The sequence below is a fragment of the Fodinibius sp. SL11 genome (assembly GCF_052060035.1).
In the GTDB taxonomy this organism is placed as follows: Bacteria; Bacteroidota; Rhodothermia; order Balneolales; family Balneolaceae; genus Fodinibius.
In genome coordinates this window covers 466,705-486,696 of record NZ_JBPOEA010000001.1, presented here as the reverse complement: position 1 = coordinate 486,696, position 19,992 = coordinate 466,705, and the positions used below count along the sequence as shown (strand labels likewise).

At 42.6% G+C, this 19,992-nt stretch carries 15 protein-coding genes; 1 reads left to right on the top strand and 14 read right to left on the bottom strand.

Going from position 1 to position 19,992, the window contains the following annotated elements; all coding sequences use genetic code 11:
* Nucleotides 1-50: 50 nt before the first annotated feature.
* The 11 genes from ACQ76V_RS01920 to ACQ76V_RS01870 form a co-directional block, all read right to left on the bottom strand.
* A complete protein-coding gene (locus ACQ76V_RS01920; protein ID WP_440998773.1) occupies nt 51-1,157 on the bottom strand; it encodes a glycoside hydrolase family 53 protein in 1,107 nt (368 codons plus the stop codon).
* Between the two features lie 227 nt (nt 1,158-1,384).
* Entirely contained in the window at nt 1,385-3,775 is a 2,391-nt protein-coding gene (locus ACQ76V_RS01915) for a glycoside hydrolase family 2 protein (RefSeq protein ID WP_440998772.1), read from the bottom strand.
* 8 nt (nt 3,776-3,783) lie between these two features.
* Nucleotides 3,784-6,390: a membrane or secreted protein gene (locus ACQ76V_RS01910; protein WP_440998771.1), complete on the bottom strand. Its 2,607-nt coding sequence runs from the start codon at nt 6,388-6,390 to the stop codon at nt 3,784-3,786.
* Between the two features lie 42 nt (nt 6,391-6,432).
* Nucleotides 6,433-7,641 (bottom strand): glycoside hydrolase family 53 protein, encoded by a 1,209-nt coding sequence (locus ACQ76V_RS01905; RefSeq protein ID WP_440998770.1) that lies wholly within the window; start codon nt 7,639-7,641, stop codon nt 6,433-6,435.
* A gap of 152 nt (nt 7,642-7,793) precedes the next feature.
* Nucleotides 7,794-8,813 (bottom strand): LacI family DNA-binding transcriptional regulator, encoded by a 1,020-nt coding sequence (locus ACQ76V_RS01900; RefSeq protein WP_440998769.1) that lies wholly within the window; start codon nt 8,811-8,813, stop codon nt 7,794-7,796.
* A gap of 120 nt (nt 8,814-8,933) precedes the next feature.
* Nucleotides 8,934-9,968 (bottom strand): porin, encoded by a 1,035-nt coding sequence (locus tag ACQ76V_RS01895; RefSeq protein ID WP_440998768.1) that lies wholly within the window; start codon nt 9,966-9,968, stop codon nt 8,934-8,936.
* A 120-nt stretch (nt 9,969-10,088) separates the two neighbouring features.
* Nucleotides 10,089-10,787, bottom strand: coding sequence for a phosphate signaling complex protein PhoU (phoU, locus tag ACQ76V_RS01890; RefSeq protein ID WP_440998767.1), 699 nt, complete (start codon nt 10,785-10,787; stop codon nt 10,089-10,091).
* 39 nt (nt 10,788-10,826) lie between these two features.
* Entirely contained in the window at nt 10,827-11,660 is an 834-nt protein-coding gene (gene pstB / locus ACQ76V_RS01885; protein ID WP_440998766.1) for a phosphate ABC transporter ATP-binding protein PstB, read from the bottom strand.
* 31 nt (nt 11,661-11,691) lie between these two features.
* On the bottom strand, nt 11,692-12,549 hold the full coding sequence (gene pstA / locus ACQ76V_RS01880) for a phosphate ABC transporter permease PstA (protein WP_440998765.1): 858 nt from the start codon (nt 12,547-12,549) through the stop codon (nt 11,692-11,694).
* Nucleotides 12,542-13,417, bottom strand: coding sequence for a phosphate ABC transporter permease subunit PstC (gene pstC / locus ACQ76V_RS01875; protein WP_440998764.1), 876 nt, complete (start codon nt 13,415-13,417; stop codon nt 12,542-12,544). The genes pstA and pstC overlap by 8 nt, the downstream gene beginning before the upstream one ends.
* A 62-nt stretch (nt 13,418-13,479) precedes the next feature.
* Nucleotides 13,480-14,427: a PstS family phosphate ABC transporter substrate-binding protein gene (locus ACQ76V_RS01870; RefSeq protein ID WP_440998763.1), complete on the bottom strand. Its 948-nt coding sequence runs from the start codon at nt 14,425-14,427 to the stop codon at nt 13,480-13,482.
* A gap of 394 nt (nt 14,428-14,821) precedes the next feature.
* Between ACQ76V_RS01870 and ACQ76V_RS01865 the strand changes: the two genes are divergently transcribed.
* Nucleotides 14,822-15,565, top strand: a complete 744-nt coding sequence (locus ACQ76V_RS01865; protein WP_440998762.1) for an NYN domain-containing protein — start codon at nt 14,822-14,824, stop codon at nt 15,563-15,565.
* A 59-nt stretch (nt 15,566-15,624) separates the two neighbouring features.
* Here ACQ76V_RS01865 and ACQ76V_RS01860 read toward each other — a convergent pair whose 3' ends face one another.
* Genes ACQ76V_RS01860 through ACQ76V_RS01850 form a run of 3 tightly spaced genes read right to left on the bottom strand, consistent with a single transcriptional unit; the run spans nt 15,625 to nt 19,894 of the window.
* A complete protein-coding gene (locus tag ACQ76V_RS01860) occupies nt 15,625-16,512 on the bottom strand; it encodes a cell division protein FtsX (RefSeq protein ID WP_440998761.1) in 888 nt (295 codons plus the stop codon).
* A gap of 14 nt (nt 16,513-16,526) precedes the next feature.
* Complete coding sequence (locus ACQ76V_RS01855; protein ID WP_440998760.1) at nt 16,527-18,611, bottom strand: putative porin; 2,085 nt, start codon at nt 18,609-18,611, stop codon at nt 16,527-16,529.
* Nucleotides 18,608-19,894, bottom strand: coding sequence for a competence/damage-inducible protein A (locus ACQ76V_RS01850; protein WP_440998759.1), 1,287 nt, complete (start codon nt 19,892-19,894; stop codon nt 18,608-18,610). Before ACQ76V_RS01850 ends, ACQ76V_RS01855 begins: the two co-directional genes overlap by 4 nt.
* Nucleotides 19,895-19,992: the final 98 nt, after the last annotated feature.

Genomic DNA, 19,992 nt, shown 5'->3' with positions numbered 1-19,992 from the left:
AGATTTAAGTCTGGCGTTAACATTTGGCTTGATCATCTTTCAAGAAATATCTAATCCGGAATTCCCTCTTCCTCTTTTTGCCCCAGTCGATACTTATCAAACACATTCATCACCGGCAAAGCGTTGCCCTCTTCGTCAAAATAGCTACGTGCCCCCAATCCACCTTCTACTGCCGGCTCCCACCAGAAAATGCCTTTAATTTTTGGGGATGAAATGTTGAGCAGGGTTTCATTGACGGACTCTAAAAACTCCCGTTGCCCGGCTGGCGTTTCGGGATATGGTGGAATCGTATTTTCATACTCCGAGGGTTTCCAGTGATAAGCGGTCTCCACCAGAATAATATCTTTGGTGAAATTTTCAACGAGCGACAACAGGTTTTCGCGAAATTCCAAGAGGTTTCCATGCCACCATGGATAGTAGGAAAGCCCAATAATGTCGTAGGGTATATTGTAGGAATTAAATTTATCGTAATATTTCTTGGTGCCCTCAGCATCGCCCCCCTGATCGTAGTGAATCATAATCAATGGACGTGCGGCCTGCCCTCGTCCCGCATCTACACCATCAACGCCGGCCTTCACCAACTTGGCAAAATTGTCCCAGCTATCGGGCAGCTTTCCAGTAGGCCATAACATGCCATTGCGTATTTCGTTGCCTACCTGTACCATTTCCGGCATTACCCCTGCTTCCCGAAAGGCTTCAATGGTATTTTTTGTGTACTGGTAGACTGAATCTGCCAATACATCTACCGATAATCCCTTCCACGCTTCAGGAATAGGCTGCTTACCGGGATCGGCCCAGCTGTCAGCATAATGATAGTCGAGCAGGAATTTATACCCGCGCTCTTTAGCCTCTTTTGCTAACTCAATAGTATATTCCAGATCGTTAGGCAACTCATCCGGCGAATGAAACAGCCGCAGACGTATCCAATTGTAACCGTGAGCTTTAAAAATATCGAGTCCGGGTTTTACTTTGCCATTGTCTTTAAATGCTCTGCCGTTATCTTCAGCACTTTTCAGGAACGACATATCGGCACCTACAGCATAGGTGATGTCGACCGTGCCTTCGGGTTTCGTGGAGTCTTGGGCAAAACTATGAGTAACAAAAATTACCGATACAAAAATGAGCCCTATAAGTTTAATTAAAAATGTCTTCATCATATTTAGGTTTAACTAATCTTTTTGATTGATGTCCCATTTTTACCGTAACAAAATGGGTTGTTAAAGCCGCTAGGAAATTCTAATTACAGTTAAGACTAACCATCTTTTATTAGAAGCTTTTTGTGAGCCCCCTACCATGTCATGCTGAACTTGTTTTAGCATCCATTACATTAGACCCTGAAATAAATTCAGGGTGACATGGGTTAGTAGAGGGCTATGTTAAATAATCATTGAATTTCTATCTGACTAGTTGACTGTTCTAATTCTTCATTTGTGGCGGTAATTAAAAGCATTCCTGGCTTATCCCCTGCACGGAGCAATATTGTGGCAATACCGGCTTCGGCACTTATAGGATTCTGCCCAACGAGTTCTGCATTGCCCTTAACTTCAAAATAAATCTCATGATCAGCATTAGGAACCACGGTTCCGTTTTCATCTACCACAGAAGCATACACAAATACCACATCTTTTTGTCCGGCTTGCAGCGGTTTATTGCTAAAGTCTACCTCCAACTCAATACTTTGGGCTTCACCGGGTGTCGCTTGGATATGCTCGGCAACCTCTTCCCCGTCGATATATCCGACAGCACGCAGCTTACCCGGTTCAAATTCATCAATTTCAAAAGTAAACGGCGGATGGTTCAGATTTGAAGATACGCGATTACTGTCCGGTAATTGGCGCCCCAAGGATTCTCCGTTCAAAAACAGTTCGACTTCGTCGGTATTGCTATATACTTTGGCAGTGCTAACTTCATCATCCGACCAGAAGTTAGCTGTGTAAATCATCGGCTTGCCAAACTCAGCATCGTCTGCCATGTTGGGTCCGGCCTGGCTCCGATAAAAGTAATAAGCAAACTTGGGAATACGGAAAATATCTCGAATGCCAGAGGCTTCGATATTGTCAGCATAACCCCGATTGTAATCAAACATTACCCAGTTGGCATCACCAAAAGCTCCACCTTGCAAATTACTATTATGGGCCTCCTGAAAATTAAGCGCTTGCTGGGCCAGCCGTTTTTGCCCGTCCCCGCGAAGCTGACGAGAGTTACGTGCTTCTTCAGTCAAATCCTCAAACTCATCCTGATTAAATCCGGCGTTTTGAGCATAATATTCCCAATCGCCATATTCGGCGATAAAAAATGGCTTATCCTTGGAGTATTCGTTCCAATATTCAGGTGGCTGTGCATGTTGACGAGCGGGGATAAAGACATCGTAAGCGTAATCCATCCAACCGCTTGAGTATGTGTTTTTGTAGGGTAGTTCTTCGTGCACAATTTTATGCGCTTTATCCATAAACGACTCTGGCATATCCGACTCATTCAGCGAGGCTTCCCAAAGCACAATACTGGGATGATTACGGTCACGGCGAATCATCTGACGGATATCCCTATAGGCCAGCTGCTGGAACTCCTCATCCCCGAAAAATTGCCAGCCGGGTATCGCATTCATAAACAGCAGACCAAGCTCATCAGCGGCATCCAAAAAGTCCGGCGACGGCGGATAATGGGCTGTGCGAATAAAGTTGAATCCAGCTTTTTTAATTTTGTAAGCGTCGCGGTATTGGGCATTATCCGACAAGGCGTAGCCGATATACGGATACGACTGATGACGATTGGTACCACGAAGATGAATGACTTCGCCATTGAGTACTAACTGATTATCCGAATTAAAATGAAAGCTGCGAATGCCCACCTTTTCCTGTTTTGTATCAACAGTTTCACCACCCTTTTCGAGCTCTACGGTTACAGTGTAGAGATAAGGGGTATTCGGTGACCATAAATTGGGATTGTTAACGGTAAACTGCTGACTTACTTTTTTGAACTTACCAGCATTAATGTCTTCGGTTGATGTCTGCTCTTCTGCAATGAGATTTCCATTTTCATTGTGAAGAGTCACTTTAACTAACCCTTTTTGAGAACGTTCACCTGAATTCCATATATCAGTCTGTACACTAACGATCGCCGACTCATCGGATACTTCAGAGGTTTGCACCAACAGTCCACCGCCAGTTACACGACCTGCGGCAATGGGGTCGGAGATATGTAGCTTCTCATCAATTAATAGATAAGCGTTACGATATAGACCGCTGAAATAATTAAAATCAAGATTGGCAATAGGTTTTCCCGGTGGAATAGTCGGATTGTCTTCGTTATTCAATTTGACCAGCAGCACGTTTTCCTGATTAAAACGCACTTCAACGGTGATATCCACTACAAATGGCAAATAACCTCCCTTGTGTTTAGTCAGTTTTTCGCCATTCAGATAGACATCAGCCTCATGCATAGCGGCACCAAACTTAACGGCAATGCGTTTGTCGTTGTGTTCAGATGCAACCTCAAAAAACTTGCGATAAAAGGCCGTGCCCTGCCACTGTTGATCTTCAATGACCAGCGGTTCGATATGTGCTGTATGTGGTAGAGAAATATCCTCCCATTCTACTTGGCTCTGTTTCTCAAAATAATCATCAACAACGGTGGTATCGATACCTTTCGCAAACTGCCAGTCGCTGTTAAAATTGAGCGTGGTTTCATCTTTATATGACTCGTTTGTGCTATCGGATGGACTACAACCCCATCCCAGCAATGTGGAAATAATGAGTACCGTTAAAAGTTTTCTCATAAACATGATTAATTTTTTGCTTGTTCTATCCATACTGATTCCACTGAAAAACTGGTGTTTTCTTTTACGACAGAGCCTCCATCAGCCGGAACAAATAGGAATTGGATTTCTTCTATTTTTGAAGGATCAAGAGCCCTCTCTACATCTGCCTCGAACCAAAGCGGTAAAAAGATGGGGTACGGACGGGGAAGCAGCATCATAGCATCTTGTTGGAAAGCTGAAAATGGTATTTTAGAGGTATTGAATTCATTTGACGACTCTATCATTGTACTGTAGGAAGTACCATCCTGCAGGACGAGGATAGCTTTTATAGTCCCTGATTCGCTTCCCCCTTTGGCTTCTACCGCAAAATGGTCAGACTGATCAAATGACTGTCCCACTAACTCCAATTTATCTCCCAATATCAGATTCCAACCAAGGGTTTCATTTTCTTTGGTTAGATTTTCTCCGGCATACACCTGCAGTGCTCGCTGGCCGGCTTGGCCAGAAGCAATCACCTCTACCCCCTTATCACTGTTCCAGGTTTGAAAAGCATAATTTATCGCTGATGTTCCATTCGAGGCATCAAAAAGCGAAATTTGAGTTTCTGGGTCAAAGGCCTCAAACTGATACTGATTATTGTGATAATAATCCCAATCGCCGGGGTGACCCTGGTTTCCACCGGGGAAGGTGAGGAATTTCTTACCGGAATCAACCGTAATCCAATATGTTATCGTACCACTATATAAATCATCAGCGGGAATTGTTGCCTCGTAGGCATAAGCAGACGTTTGCTTCATTAAAATATTTTTCGTCTGCCAACCGCTCTGTACAACAAGATTCACTGTATCACCCTTCTTCAATGCAGCGGCTTTAGCAGTGATGGTAACAGGCTTGTCTGCACGAACATTACTTGGAGAATCATGTCGAACAATCGGCTCACTCTCGGTTTCAGGAGGAGCCACAAATTCATTGATGCCTATGTTACCCATTTTATAGTCTAAAGCTGGAAGGTTTTGGGACTGATCATCCCGATATACCAAATAAACTCCGGGCGATACCGAAAATGATCCGCCCGTAGCACCTATCTGTTCATCATTGCCATTATTAATCCCTGTAACATGAAAAGAATTACCCAAATCCGGTAAATCGACACTCATGGGATGGATATTCCAGTCAATCCACGTCAGCCGTTTATCCAATGAAACCACATCAAAGGGATCTCGAATCTGAATGGCATCAGGCATCACTTCCAAGCGCCAAATACCGTCGCTTATTTTATCCAAGAAATAGGCGCCTGTTCCCTCGTACGATACCACCGGAGAACTGCCTACGCCGGCAACATGCTTCAACGCCTGAGCGTCTTTCGGGGCTGTTTCCGAATCATTGGAATAATAAAAATCCGTATCTGTATTTAGCTGACTTAGTCTACTTTCATGGCTCACCTCAAAATCCCCAAACGTATTGTTATATGGATATCGCCCATAGCTTTGATTTCGTTTAAGCTGGTGGAATGCCGCCGAAGCAATTTTCATACTTATTGCTTTTGAAGGCGTATACGCCATACTCAAATAATGTGTCCTGTAATCCGTGTTGACATGTCCCATTACCATAGGATCATAGGCAAACTGTGTAGCCCACTGGAACCCCGCTTCCCGAAAACTGCGGGCCATAGCGGGATACGTATAGGGTTCCAAAAAATCGGCCGAATCAAACTCATAGACCATCTGCGCCTTGTTTTGGAAGTTTGCTTCATCAGCAAATGGTATCACATATTCATCGATATACGGCAGGTAATTTTTGGTGATTTCCTGACCGCCCACTAATCCCCCGGGATACCACTGAAAAGTTGTACCCTCGATATCGGCATTCATCACGCCCTCGGTCATCGATGGATTCTGGGCAATATTGTAAAAGATGGGCTTTTCCAGTCCGTTCGCCCGCAGATAATCAGCCAGCAAATTTATATAACTGGTTACCGAATCCTGACTGCCACTATGCGTAGGCTCATTATCAATCTCAATAGCAATAATATTGGGATCTTCCTTGTAGGTAAGCCCCGTATACGGATTCTTGTGATTTATAAACTCCGTAAGATACCGCTTGATGACCGGCCAAAACTCGGGATTTTGGGGGGCCTCTTCTTTAGAGATATAATTGGCGAAACCATCGGTTTTAGTCGGAGGTTCAGGATAACCATTGTTATAATAGGTGATGGGCGTCAGTACTACTCTAATGTCCCGCTGTTTCAATTTTGCCAACTTATAATCCAGTATATCTAAGTGCTCATTTTCTACCAAATGTCCGAGGCTGTCACTAATTTCAGTATCCCAAACATGCAGGCGAAATCCGTCAAATCCCAAGCGAGTAAAATGGTAAGTGTCCTGATCTATAACTTTTTTATGACTCTTTCCTAAACGATTGATAGCGCGATAACTGTGAGCAAACGGCGGCGAATAGTTTATCCCAAAGAAAGACGTTTCTTTTCCCGAATCAAGCATTCTCATAACGCCCTTGTCATCGATTTTTACCAACGATTGCTGTTGAGCATTTGCCGATTGCATTACTCCCGCAAATATTATCAGAATAACACCAATACAAAGAGCTTTTAAGATGGAATCATTACCTTTTTTCATAAAAATTGGTTTAGGATCCGTTAACATTTGTACCCTAATCGTTTAATAGTCGTGATTGATATACTCGATGCCCTTATGAATATTACCGTCAAAATCAAAGAGCGTATTGTTTTCCCAAGCGGAACCAGTTCCCCATTGGGTTTTCATGTCAGATGAGATCCAGGCCGGCTCCCAATACATCAATCCGGTTCCACCGCCGTCCATAATTTCCTTGGTCACATCAATCATAAATTTGTACTGACCTTCTTTTGTTGTCGGATATCCATTTACCAAAGCATTTTGATCAAAAATATTATTGTAGTTGTCGGCATTTTCCATAGTCCAGGGATAAGCCACTTCCACAATCATCACTTCTTTGTCAAAACTCTCACGAAATTCCGAAATGCGATTACTAATCTGATTAAAAGGTACATCCGACCACGCTGTGTAATACGAAAATCCAATAATATCGAAATCAGTAACATTACCGGTTGTAGTCATATTATCGAACCACCAGGATACATTTTCGGGCTGCGCAATATGAAGGATAACTTTAGTTTGCACATCAGAATTCGAAGCAACATCCCGGACGGCCTGAATACCGCTATTAAAAATTTCTCCGGCATTCGCCCAATTATTATCACACACATTAAGCGCCGGAAAATCCTGCGGTGCATTGCTGTACATCAGTCCACAGTTGGTTTCATTGCCTATTTGCACGTATTCCGGCATTAATCCCTGATCTTCTAAGTGCTGCAATGTTTCTTTGGTATAGTTGTACACCGCATTTTTCAGCTCATCCAAGTCTGTAATATCGCGCCACGCCTGGGGGATATTTTGCTGTTTGGGATCGGCCCAGGTATCTGAATAATGGAAATCCAGATTCACCGCCATGCCGTGCTCCTTAGCCTGATGAACAGCTTCAGTTACATCAGCCAGACCGTTATACATGGGATTATTTTCTCCCTCATATATATTAGCCGTCCACTTGGGATCATGCCACAATCGTAACCGTACTACATCAGTGCCATAATCGCTAAATATTTTATAAGGATTTTCAACAGCTCCAGAGTCTCTATAAATGCCACCATGATCTAAAACCTGATTCACGTAAGAGAGGTCGGCTCCCATTACAAATTCGCCCCCTGTTTCCTCTATCAGTGTTGTAGATTCATTCCCATCATCCCCGTTTTCATTATCAGTTGGGATATCTCCTTGACAACCAATAAAAGCCAAACAAAACAAAGAGATAAACAAATACTTCTTAATCATACCAGCAACTATTTAGTTGAAACCGGTTACAACAAAACAATTATCAATAATGTTAACGATAACATAGTTGATTAAAAATATAAGACAATCAAAGACTTTATCAAACAGAATTAAAGGTAGGATATATTTTTTAGAAAATGATAATTTCTAATTTAGCAACCACACGAAGATCGAATTTTTAGCGTGGTAGGAACTTCAATTTTTTCCACGGTGGTATCATCTTCTTCAATAAAATTAATAAGTTTTTTTGCCGCCCGTTCTCCCATTTCGTAGGCAGGCTGATGCACGGTTGTCAACGGTACATTAAGCAAAGGAGAACGGATATCGTCGGTAAAACCAACAATGGCAATGTCATCAGGAATGGATAATCCATATTCATTTATTGCTTCAATAGCACCAATCGCTGTTGGATCATTAACCGCCACAACAGCTTCGGGAAGATTTTCCCTCCCCTTTTCAAGAAGTCTAATCATAGCTTCATAGCCGGTATTTTCCTTAAATCCCGCCTGTATGATCCATTCATCGCTTATGGTCAAGTCATGAGCTTCCAGCGCATCTATATATCCCTGTAAGCGCTCTTTTCCAATCGACACTTTCTGGGGACCGCTGAGATGAGCTAATTGCGTATGATTATGCTCAGTAATCAAATGTTCAGTTATTTTTCGACTGCTCTCCTGGTCATTTACACTAACACAACTCGCACCAATATCCTCAATACAACGGTCAAAGAAGACCACTTTAGCTCCACCCGCAATAATATCCTGATAAAAGGAGTAATCCTCGTGAGTGAGTGATGATGAAATTAACAATCCATCAACTCGCTGACTGCGTAAGGTTTCAATGGCTTCTTTCTCGCGGCTAAACAACTCATTAGCATTGGTTAGAAAGAGCTGATAATCTAATTTGTAGGCTATTTCTTCAATGCCTCGAACTACTTCTGGAAAAAAAGCATGGGTGATTTCAGGTATAACAACACCGATGGTATGCGTTTTTCGGGATACCAAACTTTTGGCCACCCTGTTCGGAGTATACCCCATGCTCTGTGCTTTTTCGCGGACCCGCTCCTTGGTTTTTTCATCCACATTATCACGGTCATTCAGCGCACGAGAAACCGTCATTGCTGACACGCCCAGTGCCTGGGCAATATGTTTTAGGGTAACTTCAGAACTCAAAATACCTTTTCTTTAACATAATTTTCTTGCTCAAATGCTGGCACAAAGGTAATCAGGATTAACCATTAATGTTAACTATTACTGAAATTACTGGCGGATCAGCCTATAAAATGGAGTAGATCAAAATTCATAAAATAGGGTCAACCGGGGAATGATATCGGTGTCAGGTGAAAAATTCTGATCGTTTTCGCCATAAATAATGGTTTCGATATTTGGCATTAAGTGTACCTGATCGGCTAACAATAAATCGGCTCCTGCAACCATAAATGTCGATTCAACGCCTTCTGCAAAAGGAATATAGGAGTTGCCACTGCCGCCCACATATCCATCAAAAAGATGGTCTGCACGCAAATATCCTTTGGCTTTATCACTAATTTTGAAATTCGTAAATACTGATACAAGGTCCAGGTTTCGCGCTGACAGGCCAAGTTGGCTCTCATGGTACTGATACGAATACAGCGCACCTATATTGACATTTTCGGTTTGGTATCCCCCGAAAAGTTGCCCGGTATAGCTATCGGGATCATTGGTCTTACTGTTAAAATCTCCATACGCCTCAATGATAAAACTGTCAGTAACGTCGTACCCCAAGGCAAAGCTCACTTTTTTACCCTTGTCAATTTCGGGTTTGTTACTATTGCCGTTACCCAAAAAAAGATGGTAGTTCAATGCCTGATTACTACCCAGTTCTCCTTTAAACGCAATTCCAAAATCCCGAGAACTGCCAAAATCATACAAATCCTGCGGAGATTTTTCCACGGATCGATAGCCCCACACATCTTCCGTAGTTCCAAAAAGAGGCGACCCTGAAATCCCGGCTATAATCTGATGGTTCTCATTTTGCCATTTTAAGTACGCATCTTTCACATTAGGAATCATCTCGGCACTGGATTGAAAGTCACCGGCGGAGTTCATCTCCAGACGAACACGGGTAGAGAAACTCTCATTTAAATCCCGATTATAGGTCAGATAAATTCTTCGGAACCAAAATCCATTTTTTCCTTCAATATCCTGGTTATGATGTTGTGCCACCCAGTAGTAATCGCTATATACGCGGCCACTTAGAGTTGCATCATCACCTAAATTTATCTGTCCAAAAGATGGAATGACAGAAATACTTAGTAAAAATATGCATAGAAATGCTATACGTTTCATAATAATTGTTTTTTATGTGCTGATCTTATTATTAAATAAAATACTTACTGCTGCTTTGCTAATTTGCTTAGCAAAAGGAAACTACTGCAGTTACTTACCAATAAATTACGATGACAAGTATTATTCAGAATTGCCGTCGTCACCGTTTTTAGATTTCATTTTCTTGTGCTTAAGCACTTTAGCTTCAATATAGAAAATGAGCTCTTCGGCAATATTTTTAGAAAGATCTCCCACCCGCTCCAGTTTTCTGACGATGGAAAACAGGTATAAGTAGTTTCTGGTCTGGCTTACATCTTTTTCAATGAGTTCAGCCGTGGATGCTGACACCTCACGATTAATTTGATTCAGTGTCTCATCCAGGCGAAAAACTTTTCTTGCCAACCCGGTATCTTCTGTGATAAAAGCGTTAAAGATATTACTTACCATTTTGTTAGCCGTATCATACATCTCATCAAGACGCATCGTTTCTAAGGTTTCATCATCTATTTTACGGCCAAAATCCACAATATATTTAGCAATACTATTTGCGTGATCACCAATACGTTCCAAATCGGAATTTATCTTAAAGGAAGCCATCACAAAACGTAAATCTACGGCTACCGGATTATGGAGCGCTAACAAATTTTCGCAATCCCGATCAATGGTAAGTTCCAGACTGTCTACCCGCTTTTCGTTGGCCATAATTTCGTGAGCCAACTCTTCATCAAAATCATGAAGGGCTTCCTGCCCTTTTTCGAGCTGGTTTTTTACCAAAAACATCAGCTCCAAGACATTATCTTTTAATAACTTAAGTTCGCTATCCAAGTGTTGTGGTGCCATCTTTTAAAAATTTTAAATAGTTGACTGACTGATGAGTTGTTATCCGAATCGTCCGGTAATATAATTTTGTGTGCGATCTTTATCCGGATTGGTAAATATTTTTTGAGTATCTCCATATTCAATCAATCTACCCATATACAAGAAAGCAGTATTATCACTTACACGTGCTGCCTGCTGCATATTGTGTGTTACAATAACAATCGTAAATTCCTTTTTAAGCTCATGAATTAAATCCTCGATTTTACCAGACGAAATAGGATCAAGTGCTGATGTGGGTTCGTCCATCAACAGTACCGACGGTTTTACTGCTAATGCCCTGGCAATACACAATCGCTGCTGTTGGCCACCGGATAATGACAATGCCTGCTTATCTAAATTACCGTCCACTTCGCTATAGAGCGTAGCTTGTTTCAGAGACTCTATTACACGATTTTCAATAAATTCTTCGTCTTTAATTCCCTGAATTCGCAGCCCATAAGCTACATTTTCATAGATAGATTTAGGAAATGGGTTGGGCTTTTGAAAAACCATCCCAACAATTTTGCGAAGTTCTTCTACCTTTATAGACGGATCATAGATATCCTTATTATCAAGCAGGATTTTTCCATTCATATCAAAGCCGTCAATATAATCGTTCATACGATTAAACAAGCGCAAAAACGTTGATTTACCACATCCTGAAGGGCCAATAAAAGCAGTAATGGATTGCTCTACGATATTCAGACTGATATTGTCAATAGCCTTAAAATCATCATAGAAAACATCAATATTTTTAGCCTGAAGCTTGAACGACTGGTTCTTGGAATTCAGCTTGGGTTTGGTTTCAACTTGTGATGTTTTCGGTTTCTGACTTGGTGTTGTCTCTAAATCCATTCTCATATTAACCTAATTAAAAATATAATACCTACCAGTTGATCTTTCGTTGCCATTTGTTCCGTAAATACACGGCAATACCATTCATAGCAAACGTAATGAGCAGTAACACAATAATAGCTGCTGCGGCATTAATCACAAATTCGTGTTGCGGTCGTGATACCCAATTAAAAATCTGAATAGGCAGCACTGTGAACTCATCCAGCGGTCCCGATGGTGCAAAGGGGACATACGCCAATGCTCCCACCACAATAAGAGGAGCTGTTTCTCCCACTGCTCGAGATAAGGCCAAAATCACACCCGTTAATATGCCGCCAAACGAAGCTGGCAGCACCTGATTCCATATCGTCTGCCATTTTGATGCCCCCAAAGCATTGGAAGCATCACGAACAGTGCTTGGTACTGCACGCAGTGACTCTCGCGTTGATACAATAATAATCGGCAGAATAAGCAGTGCAAGGGTTAAAGAGCCAGCTAAAATACTGTTACCCATCTTCATCATGCGCACAAAAACCTCTAATCCCAACAGGCCATAAATAACAGATGGTACACCGGCCAAGTTGGCAATATTGATTTCGAGAAAAGTAGCTAACCTGCTTTTTTTGCCATATTCCTCGAGGTAAATTCCCGCTCCTACCCCCAGGGGAAACGAAATGAGGGTCGTAAATACCAATACCCAAACGGTACCAATCCATGCGGTATAAATACCCGATTGTTCTGCAAAACGAGACGGTAAACTAATTAGAAATTCCCAGCTTAAACGACTGAGACCCATATAGAGCACAAATCCGATAAATATAGACAGCACCAGTAAGCATGAAATCGTCACGCCAATCCCAAAGTATCTAAAACCTTTATCAAGTAATCTGCTTTTTTTAGCGTTATTCATATTTCTCCTGATATCTTGATTTAATCCAATAGCTGATGTTGTTCAGGATAAAGGTGAACACAAAAAGTGTAATACCGGCGGCAAAAATAGTTTGATATGCGGTTGATCCATGCGGTACATCGCCCATGCTGACCTGCACGATGTATGAGGTAATTGTTTGAATGGGTACGGTTGGATCAAACGAAAAACGCGGCTGCATACCGGCGGCAATCGCTACAATCATCGTTTCTCCCACTGCTCGGGATAAGGCTAAAATCGCTGAAACAATAATGCCCGATGAGGCTGCGGGAACCATTACGCGAAAGGCTGTTTGAAATTTCGTAGATCCCATTCCAAATGAAGCCTTTCGCAGGGAATCGGGAACTGAACTTAGCGCATCCTCGCTTAGCGATGACACAAAAGGAATAATCATAATCCCCATGACAATACCCGGAGAAAGGGCATTAAATCCCGCCAGATTGGGAATAAATATTTTCAGAAATGGAGTCACAATCATCAGGGCAAAGAAGCCATACACCACAGTTGGGACAACCGCCAATATTTCTAACAGAGGCTTTAAAATCCGTCGTAGTCGATCGTTGGCATATTCATTAAGATAAACCGCCACGATAATACCTATAGGTAAGGCTACAGCAATCGCGATGAACGTTGTTAACGCCGTACCGGATAGAAGCGGAAGTATGCCGTAGCTCTTTTGGGTGAACAGCGGTGTCCATTCTGTTGAGGTAAAAAACTCTACTATAGATACTTTCTGAAAGAAGCTGAATGCTTCAACCGCGAGAATAAGAATAATTCCAAGGGTCGTGAGTATCGTAATCAGGGCACACGCCGCCAGGATTTTCTCAATAATTTTTTCTTTAATCCTCATATCTGATAACAAATGATATTAAAAAAGGCTACCGTCCTCTTCGAACAGTAGCCTTTATACTGTTATTCTGCAGCAGCCGTAGTATCAGATTGCGAATAGAATGCTTGGAATTTTTCTTTCTCTACTTCGTACAGCGAGTCAGGCATACTTACGTATCCTACGGAACGCGCTACCTCTGAAGCGTTATCCAAATAGAAATTCACAAAGTTTTGAGGATTAGTTCGTTGTGCAGCTTCCTTGGTTACATAAATAAATAGTGGACGTGAAAGAGGGGTATATGTGTTATTTGCCACTGCCTTGATAGTTGGCGTAACAGGCTCTTTGTCTCCGTCCTTGACAGGTACAAGCTTTAACTTCTCACTATTTTCTTCAAAATACGCAAGACCAAAAAAGCCCAGTGAATTTTTATCAGTGCTCACGCCCTGAACCAGCACATTATCATCTTCACTGGCCGTAAAATCTCCGCGACTCGCACCACTTTCACCAACAATAGCCTCGGTAAAATAATCAAACGTTCCGGATGCTGTACCGGGCCCATACAAGTTTATGGGTTCTTCAGGCCATTCTTCACGTACATCATTCCAGTGCGTTATTTCTCCCTGGGCTTCGGGCTCCCAGATCATCTTCAGTTCTTCAACTGTCAAATAATCAACCCAGTCATTATCAGGGTGTACAACAACCGACAATCCATCATACGCAACAGAAAGCTCAACATAATCCATCCCGTTTTCTCGAGCTACTTTCGCTTCACTTTCTTTTATTTTGCGGGAAGCATCATTGATATCGATATCTCCGCGAATAAACTTTTGAAACCCGCCTCCGGTCCCAGATCGCCCTACGGTAACTCTCACATTCGGAGCTTCACTTCTGTATTCTTCAGCAATTGCTTCGGTCAATGGATAAACTGTGCTTGATCCGTCAATTTTAACCTCATTAGCAGGTCCACCGGATCCGCAAGAATACAAGAAAACACTACTAAAAAGGATGAGTGCAAAAATATTTTTAACCATTTTCTCAGATATTTAGAGTTGATTATTCATATTGTGATAGTGTGCTGAAATTCTGTGACTTAATGTATTTCAAAATTCTGAGTCTTTTGTTAACTCAATGTTAATTCTTGAGCACCAATCCTTTTCTATCACTCTAAAAAAGCCTTTTGTCGTTATCTCATGATAAATTGCTGTGCTTACTATTGCCATAAATTATTATCGCCCATCAGTAGCTCTGTTGTGGAAGCTTACACACTGTTCTATTTTCTTCATTGAGAACAACCAACCTTTGAAAATTTGGCCATCCTGTAAAACCCTTTTATCCCATCTTGGAGTTAAGCATTAATATCGTAATTTATTAACCTCCTATCAGTAGGAGGAGTGACAAGAAATTTAATTTGAATGATTTCAATTTATGGATCAGGAAACATCGGATAAATTAGCAGTACTAATCGATGCTGATAACGCCCAACCGTCTATCATAGAAGGGCTTTTAGCAGAGATAGCAAAATATGGCACCGCCAATGTTAAACGCATTTACGGCGACTGGACTTCTCCAAAGCTTCGTGGATGGAAAGACCACCTGCTTGATCACTCCATTCAACCAATCCAACAATTTGGTTACACTACCGGTAAAAATGCCACCGACAGTGCCATGATTATTGATGCCATGGATTTGCTGTATACGAATCAGTTTGATGGGTTTTGCATCGTTTCAAGTGATAGCGATTTCACCAAGTTAGCAGCTCGCATCCGTGAGGCCGGACTTATTGTATATGGATTCGGAGAACAAAAAACCCCGGAACCTTTTGTCGCGGCTTGTGACAAATTTATCTACACCGAGGTGCTTCGCAGCGAAGAAGAAACGGACGAAGATGCAACCATCCAACGTATTTCAACCAATGAGCTTAAGCAAGACACCAAACTCGTCAACCTGATGCGCAATGCCATTGAGGCGTCCTCTGATGAAAGCGGCTGGGCACATCTCGGTCAGGTGGGTAGCTATATCGCCAAACAGTCCCCCGAATTTGATCCCCGCAATTATGGGTACCGTAAATTGGGCAACCTGGTAAAGGCTATTAAATTATTTGAGATTGAAGAACGTTCAACCGGCGAAGGGCAATCAAAAGCTATTTATGTAAAAGATAAGCGAAAATAGAAATCAAACCGGATTTAACTGACCCAACGCCCTTCTGAACCCATTTTACATGACTTCTGTTATTCAGAAGAAATGGAAGTCTCTTTGATAAACCTGCGGGCGGCCCATTGACTTCCCCAAAATCCCATAAAAACAGCTAATAGCAGCATGGCTCCACTAAGATAATACCAGCGCCCAAAAGGCCACTCCAAAACCCCCAGTTGAGGCAAATATGGGGGGAGCAGATAGTGGAATATAACATACATCACCCCTACCGAAAACAGTCCGGCAATTAATCCCTGTATAATTCCCTCAACTACAAACGGCCTGCGGATAAATCCATTGGTAGCCCCAACAAGCTTCATCGCTTTTATAAGATCTCGTTTGGCATAAATCGTAAGTCGGATGGTGTTAAAAACCAAAATCATTGAAGCCAGTAAAATAAGGATACCCAATCCCCCGCCCATCATAGCCGCGGTCTCAAAGTTTGACTCTATTCGCTTCAGCAGTTGCTGATTAAACCGTACTTCATCCACTCCGCGATAAGATTGAATCTTGTCAACCAGCGAATCCACTTGTGATATTTGAGCATTGGGATTAATATTCAGCTTAAAAGAAGCAGGTAAAAACTTGAGGTCAGCCAATGAACTTCCAGCAGAACCGAACTCCTCTTCAAAAACAGCTGCTGCGCTGTCTTTAGATATGTAGGATACTTCTTGAACAAGATCCTCCTCTTCCAGTCGCTCAGAGAGCTCATCCGTAGTTCGCTCGTCCAAATCCATTAAAAACACTTCTACGTCAATAGATTTTTTAAGGGATTGTGCTACCTCGTATCCGTTATAGCCCAAACGAGCCAATAATCCCAACAGCAATACCGCAATAAACAGTGAAAATATTGACGTAAATGCTGCCAATTTTGCACGGCCGATTCCAGCCATGCCCTCCTTAACGACGTAACCTAAACTCATCCTTTTGTCATTTTTTAATTTCTGAAAAGTGCCCGCACGCTAAAAATAAACCGACGCTGCGACATGGGGTATTGAGCAGTCTCAAAGTAGCCGAGTTGGCTAACATCATCAAGCACATTTTCCCACCGCAAAATAAATATAATCGAACGCACTCGTGCCGAAATATCAACATCCAACCTGTTAAACATCGGCAATGACTGGTCATTACTCATTGACTGCCAGTAATTTAGTTCGGGATTATAATGATCGGCCTGATAACGAAACGGAGCCGCCATCCCCGAAACGCCTGCTTTCACGTAGGTGGCACGGTCAAACAAATACCCTTTCCAATAAGCGCTTCCCTTCAACCAAGCCCGTTCCTGTGACGACATCGGGATTGTACCGGTTGGCGATACATAGCTATCGGCAAAACGATGGAAAACAGCCGACCCTTCAAATTCAAAGTGGGTTAAATCCCATTCAAAAAAGGCGGTAGCCGATTGCGAGGCGTAACGATCCACATTCCTAAAAAGACTGTCTGCAATCATAATACCATTGGTAACCTCTTTGTGCTGCGCTCGAACTCCAATTTTAGTGTCAGGATTGAATCCATAACTCAGCGTTCCCCGCACATCCTGGATCTTTTCATTCTCGAGATCGGGATTTCCGTTAAATTGCCCCGAATCCCAATACAATTGCTGTGGGGTAGGCATAACAGTACCTGAAGATGCTCCGCCCGTCAAGGTAAATCTACCAACTGGTATTTCACCCTCGGCATTTATTTGATAAGACTGAAACCCATCGGATCGCATCTGTAATTCCCCATCGGCCATTAAATCAATAAGCGGAATAAACTCGATCAACGTACTTCCTTCTGCTTTTATATTAGCCCAATCATCGGCTGTAAAACTCCTGTTTGCCGGTGTTTTATTAAAAGAATACTTGGCCTTAGCTCCGGCCTCCAGCTGTAATCCTCCCCACTGCCACCACTTGCGGGTGTTGGCTCCTACTGATGTCAAACTATATCCGGTACTATCGCCTGGAGAGGTCAAAAATCGTTCATCACTTCGATGAAAAAGTCCCGCCCTGAAATTATCTTTTGTTTGGGTGCTGTCCGAATTGCGCTGATAATAATTTAGTGCCAATACATTATTTTTTTGCTCCGATGTAGCTGAAGACTGAACGGCCGAGGCTGCATAGCGATCAAAATTAAAGGTCCGCATATCCGCCATGTTATACCCAAAAGGTTCACCAATATCATAACTATTAGTGATGTAATTAAGCTTTAAGTATTTGTCTTGGCCTAAGTGATGGCTGGCCTTTAAATAAATTTGGCGTCCAGTGATTTCGGAGTTGCTATACTCTCCGCCGGATCTTCGATCCCAGTAGCTTAACTCAACATTGGTCCGCTGTGACAAATTATGGCTCACTTCAAACTCCAGATTGCGATAGTTGAACTTGCTCTCGCTATAAATCAGCCTGGAAAGCGGCTTGTTTATATAATATTGGTGATGATAAAACCGTGATTCGTGGACCGTACCCAAATCACGGGTATAAAAATCGGCAATCTTATTTTCAGGAATCAGTCCCCAATTCACCACTCCGGATACGGGATCATTTAACGAGATATCCTCCCAATATAATTGTTGGTGACGCGGTTCGTGAGCATTGCGCTGTACCGCATTGGAACGAATGTTGGTTCCCAATCGATAACTAATGATGCCGGGTTCTCGATTAAGCTTATAGATCCAATCCGACCAATGCTGCCATCGTAGCGTGCTGTCGGTAGCCGTCCGATCAGCTCCCAATGGTGAATGAAATTCCCAGGGCCTAACTTTAAAAAGCTCTTTCTTTTCTTCTGCTACGAGTTGACCCGTGGTATCTTGCAATGCAGTTAAATTGGGAGGAAAACGAAAAAGAGTGTCTGTTGCTACAGTATTTAAAGAAGTGGTATCAGTAACTGCTAAAGGAAATTCCGGGGGATATAAAAAGAGGGTATCTATTGCCGCAGAATCGAACGCTACAGAATCTACAGCAGTAGAATCGACCTGCGCAACAGCCACCGCTTGCCATCCCGCCAGCAGCATCAAAAGCAAGTATGTAGTGCGTAATACTTTCAAGCCGGATATTTTTTGAAGCCGTATGGCATTTCTTTGATTCCCATGATCGATCGCCTTACCATCTCTAAAGCAACGGCACCCGATCGCTCTTTATTGATTTGGCGATCATTTGTAAAGTGAGCTTTAATAGCGAAATGCTCATCTTGATTCCAGAATCCAATCCAAACCGTCCCCACCGGCTTTTCCTCGGTTCCACCGCTGGGACCGGCAATCCCCGTTGTTGAAACGCCTATGTCAGCCCCTAACTGTTTGGCAACCCCTTTGGCCATTTGCAGCGCCACTGGCTTACTTACAGCGCCGTGGCTATTTAGATCGTCCGTTGAAACCCCAAGTTGGTTTTCTTTAACCTGATTGGCATACGCAACAAGGCCACCCATCAGGTACCGACTACTGCCCGGAACATCGGTTATGGCATTCGCCAGATAACCGCCAGTACAGCTTTCTGCAACACTTATTAACATCTCGTGCTCCACTAATAAGTCACCAACCGCTTTCGCCAGGTTCAGGTCTTTGCCTTCACCAATAATATATTTTTCAGCCTTTTGTTTGATATGATCCCGAACCGGAGCAATTCGCTCGTCAATTTCATCATCTGAACTGCCGTACGCACTAATTCTAATGCGTGTGCCCTGCGGACTTGGCAGATATGCTACGCTTACGTGCTCGGGTAATACGTCAACAAGCGAACCAACGACCTCATCGCTAAGTGTACTTTCCCCAATCCCGGCAGTCGTAATATAGTGTGATCGTCGAAATTCCGTATCTCCATTTATAGCTCGTACTTTGGGTATCACCTTTTCATTCACCAGATGTTTCATCTCGTGTGGAACGCCCGGCAAAACAGCCAGCTTTACCGATCCCCGATCAAACCACATGCCGGGGGCCGTCCCATGCGTATTAAAAAGCACTTCGCAGCAGTCGGGAACCTCAGCCTGGTGATAATTGGACTTGCTAAAAGGAATATTGCGCTTTTTGAATACCTTTTTAATAAAATCCAGTACCGAATCCTCAAGAACCAATTCACAATCAAAAAGCTCGGTAACCGCTCGTTTGGTAATATCATCATGGGTAGGTCCCAACCCACCTGTCGTTATAATAAGATCCGTAGCAGACAGTGCCTCCGATAAAATATCCTTCATCGTAGCCAGATCATCACCAATAGTATAAATGTGGGTCACATCAATGCCCACCTCGGTAAGTACATTGCCCAACCAGCTGGCATTGGTATTTACGGTATCACCAATCAATAATTCATTTCCGATAGATATAATCCGGCACTGCATGCAACATCAATATTTAGTTTTAACAAAATCGTTGATCAAAATATCAAACTCTGGCAGCTTTTCGAAGCTAATTATTGCATCACAAAAAAGATTTAATT

What these genes read in the sequence shown, in the direction of transcription:
- ACQ76V_RS01850 (WP_440998759.1), bottom strand. Translation starts at nt 19,894, where the DNA reads ATGCAGTGCCGGATTATATCTATCGGAAATGAATTATTGATTGGTGAT.
- phoU (WP_440998767.1), bottom strand. Translation starts at nt 10,787, where the DNA reads ATGGCACCACAACACTTGGATAGCGAACTTAAGTTATTAAAAGATAAT.
- ACQ76V_RS01895 (WP_440998768.1), bottom strand. Translation starts at nt 9,968, where the DNA reads ATGAAACGTATAGCATTTCTATGCATATTTTTACTAAGTATTTCTGTC.
- pstA (WP_440998765.1), bottom strand. Translation starts at nt 12,549, where the DNA reads ATGAATAACGCTAAAAAAAGCAGATTACTTGATAAAGGTTTTAGATAC.
- ACQ76V_RS01910 (WP_440998771.1), bottom strand. Translation starts at nt 6,390, where the DNA reads ATGAAAAAAGGTAATGATTCCATCTTAAAAGCTCTTTGTATTGGTGTT.
- ACQ76V_RS01860 (WP_440998761.1), bottom strand. Translation starts at nt 16,512, where the DNA reads ATGAGTTTAGGTTACGTCGTTAAGGAGGGCATGGCTGGAATCGGCCGT.
- ACQ76V_RS01865 (WP_440998762.1), top strand. Translation starts at nt 14,822, where the DNA reads ATGGATCAGGAAACATCGGATAAATTAGCAGTACTAATCGATGCTGAT.
- ACQ76V_RS01920 (WP_440998773.1), bottom strand. Translation starts at nt 1,157, where the DNA reads ATGATGAAGACATTTTTAATTAAACTTATAGGGCTCATTTTTGTATCG.
- pstB (WP_440998766.1), bottom strand. Translation starts at nt 11,660, where the DNA reads ATGGATTTAGAGACAACACCAAGTCAGAAACCGAAAACATCACAAGTT.
- ACQ76V_RS01870 (WP_440998763.1), bottom strand. Translation starts at nt 14,427, where the DNA reads ATGGTTAAAAATATTTTTGCACTCATCCTTTTTAGTAGTGTTTTCTTG.
- pstC (WP_440998764.1), bottom strand. Translation starts at nt 13,417, where the DNA reads ATGAGGATTAAAGAAAAAATTATTGAGAAAATCCTGGCGGCGTGTGCC.
- ACQ76V_RS01905 (WP_440998770.1), bottom strand. Translation starts at nt 7,641, where the DNA reads ATGATTAAGAAGTATTTGTTTATCTCTTTGTTTTGTTTGGCTTTTATT.
- ACQ76V_RS01915 (WP_440998772.1), bottom strand. Translation starts at nt 3,775, where the DNA reads ATGAGAAAACTTTTAACGGTACTCATTATTTCCACATTGCTGGGATGG.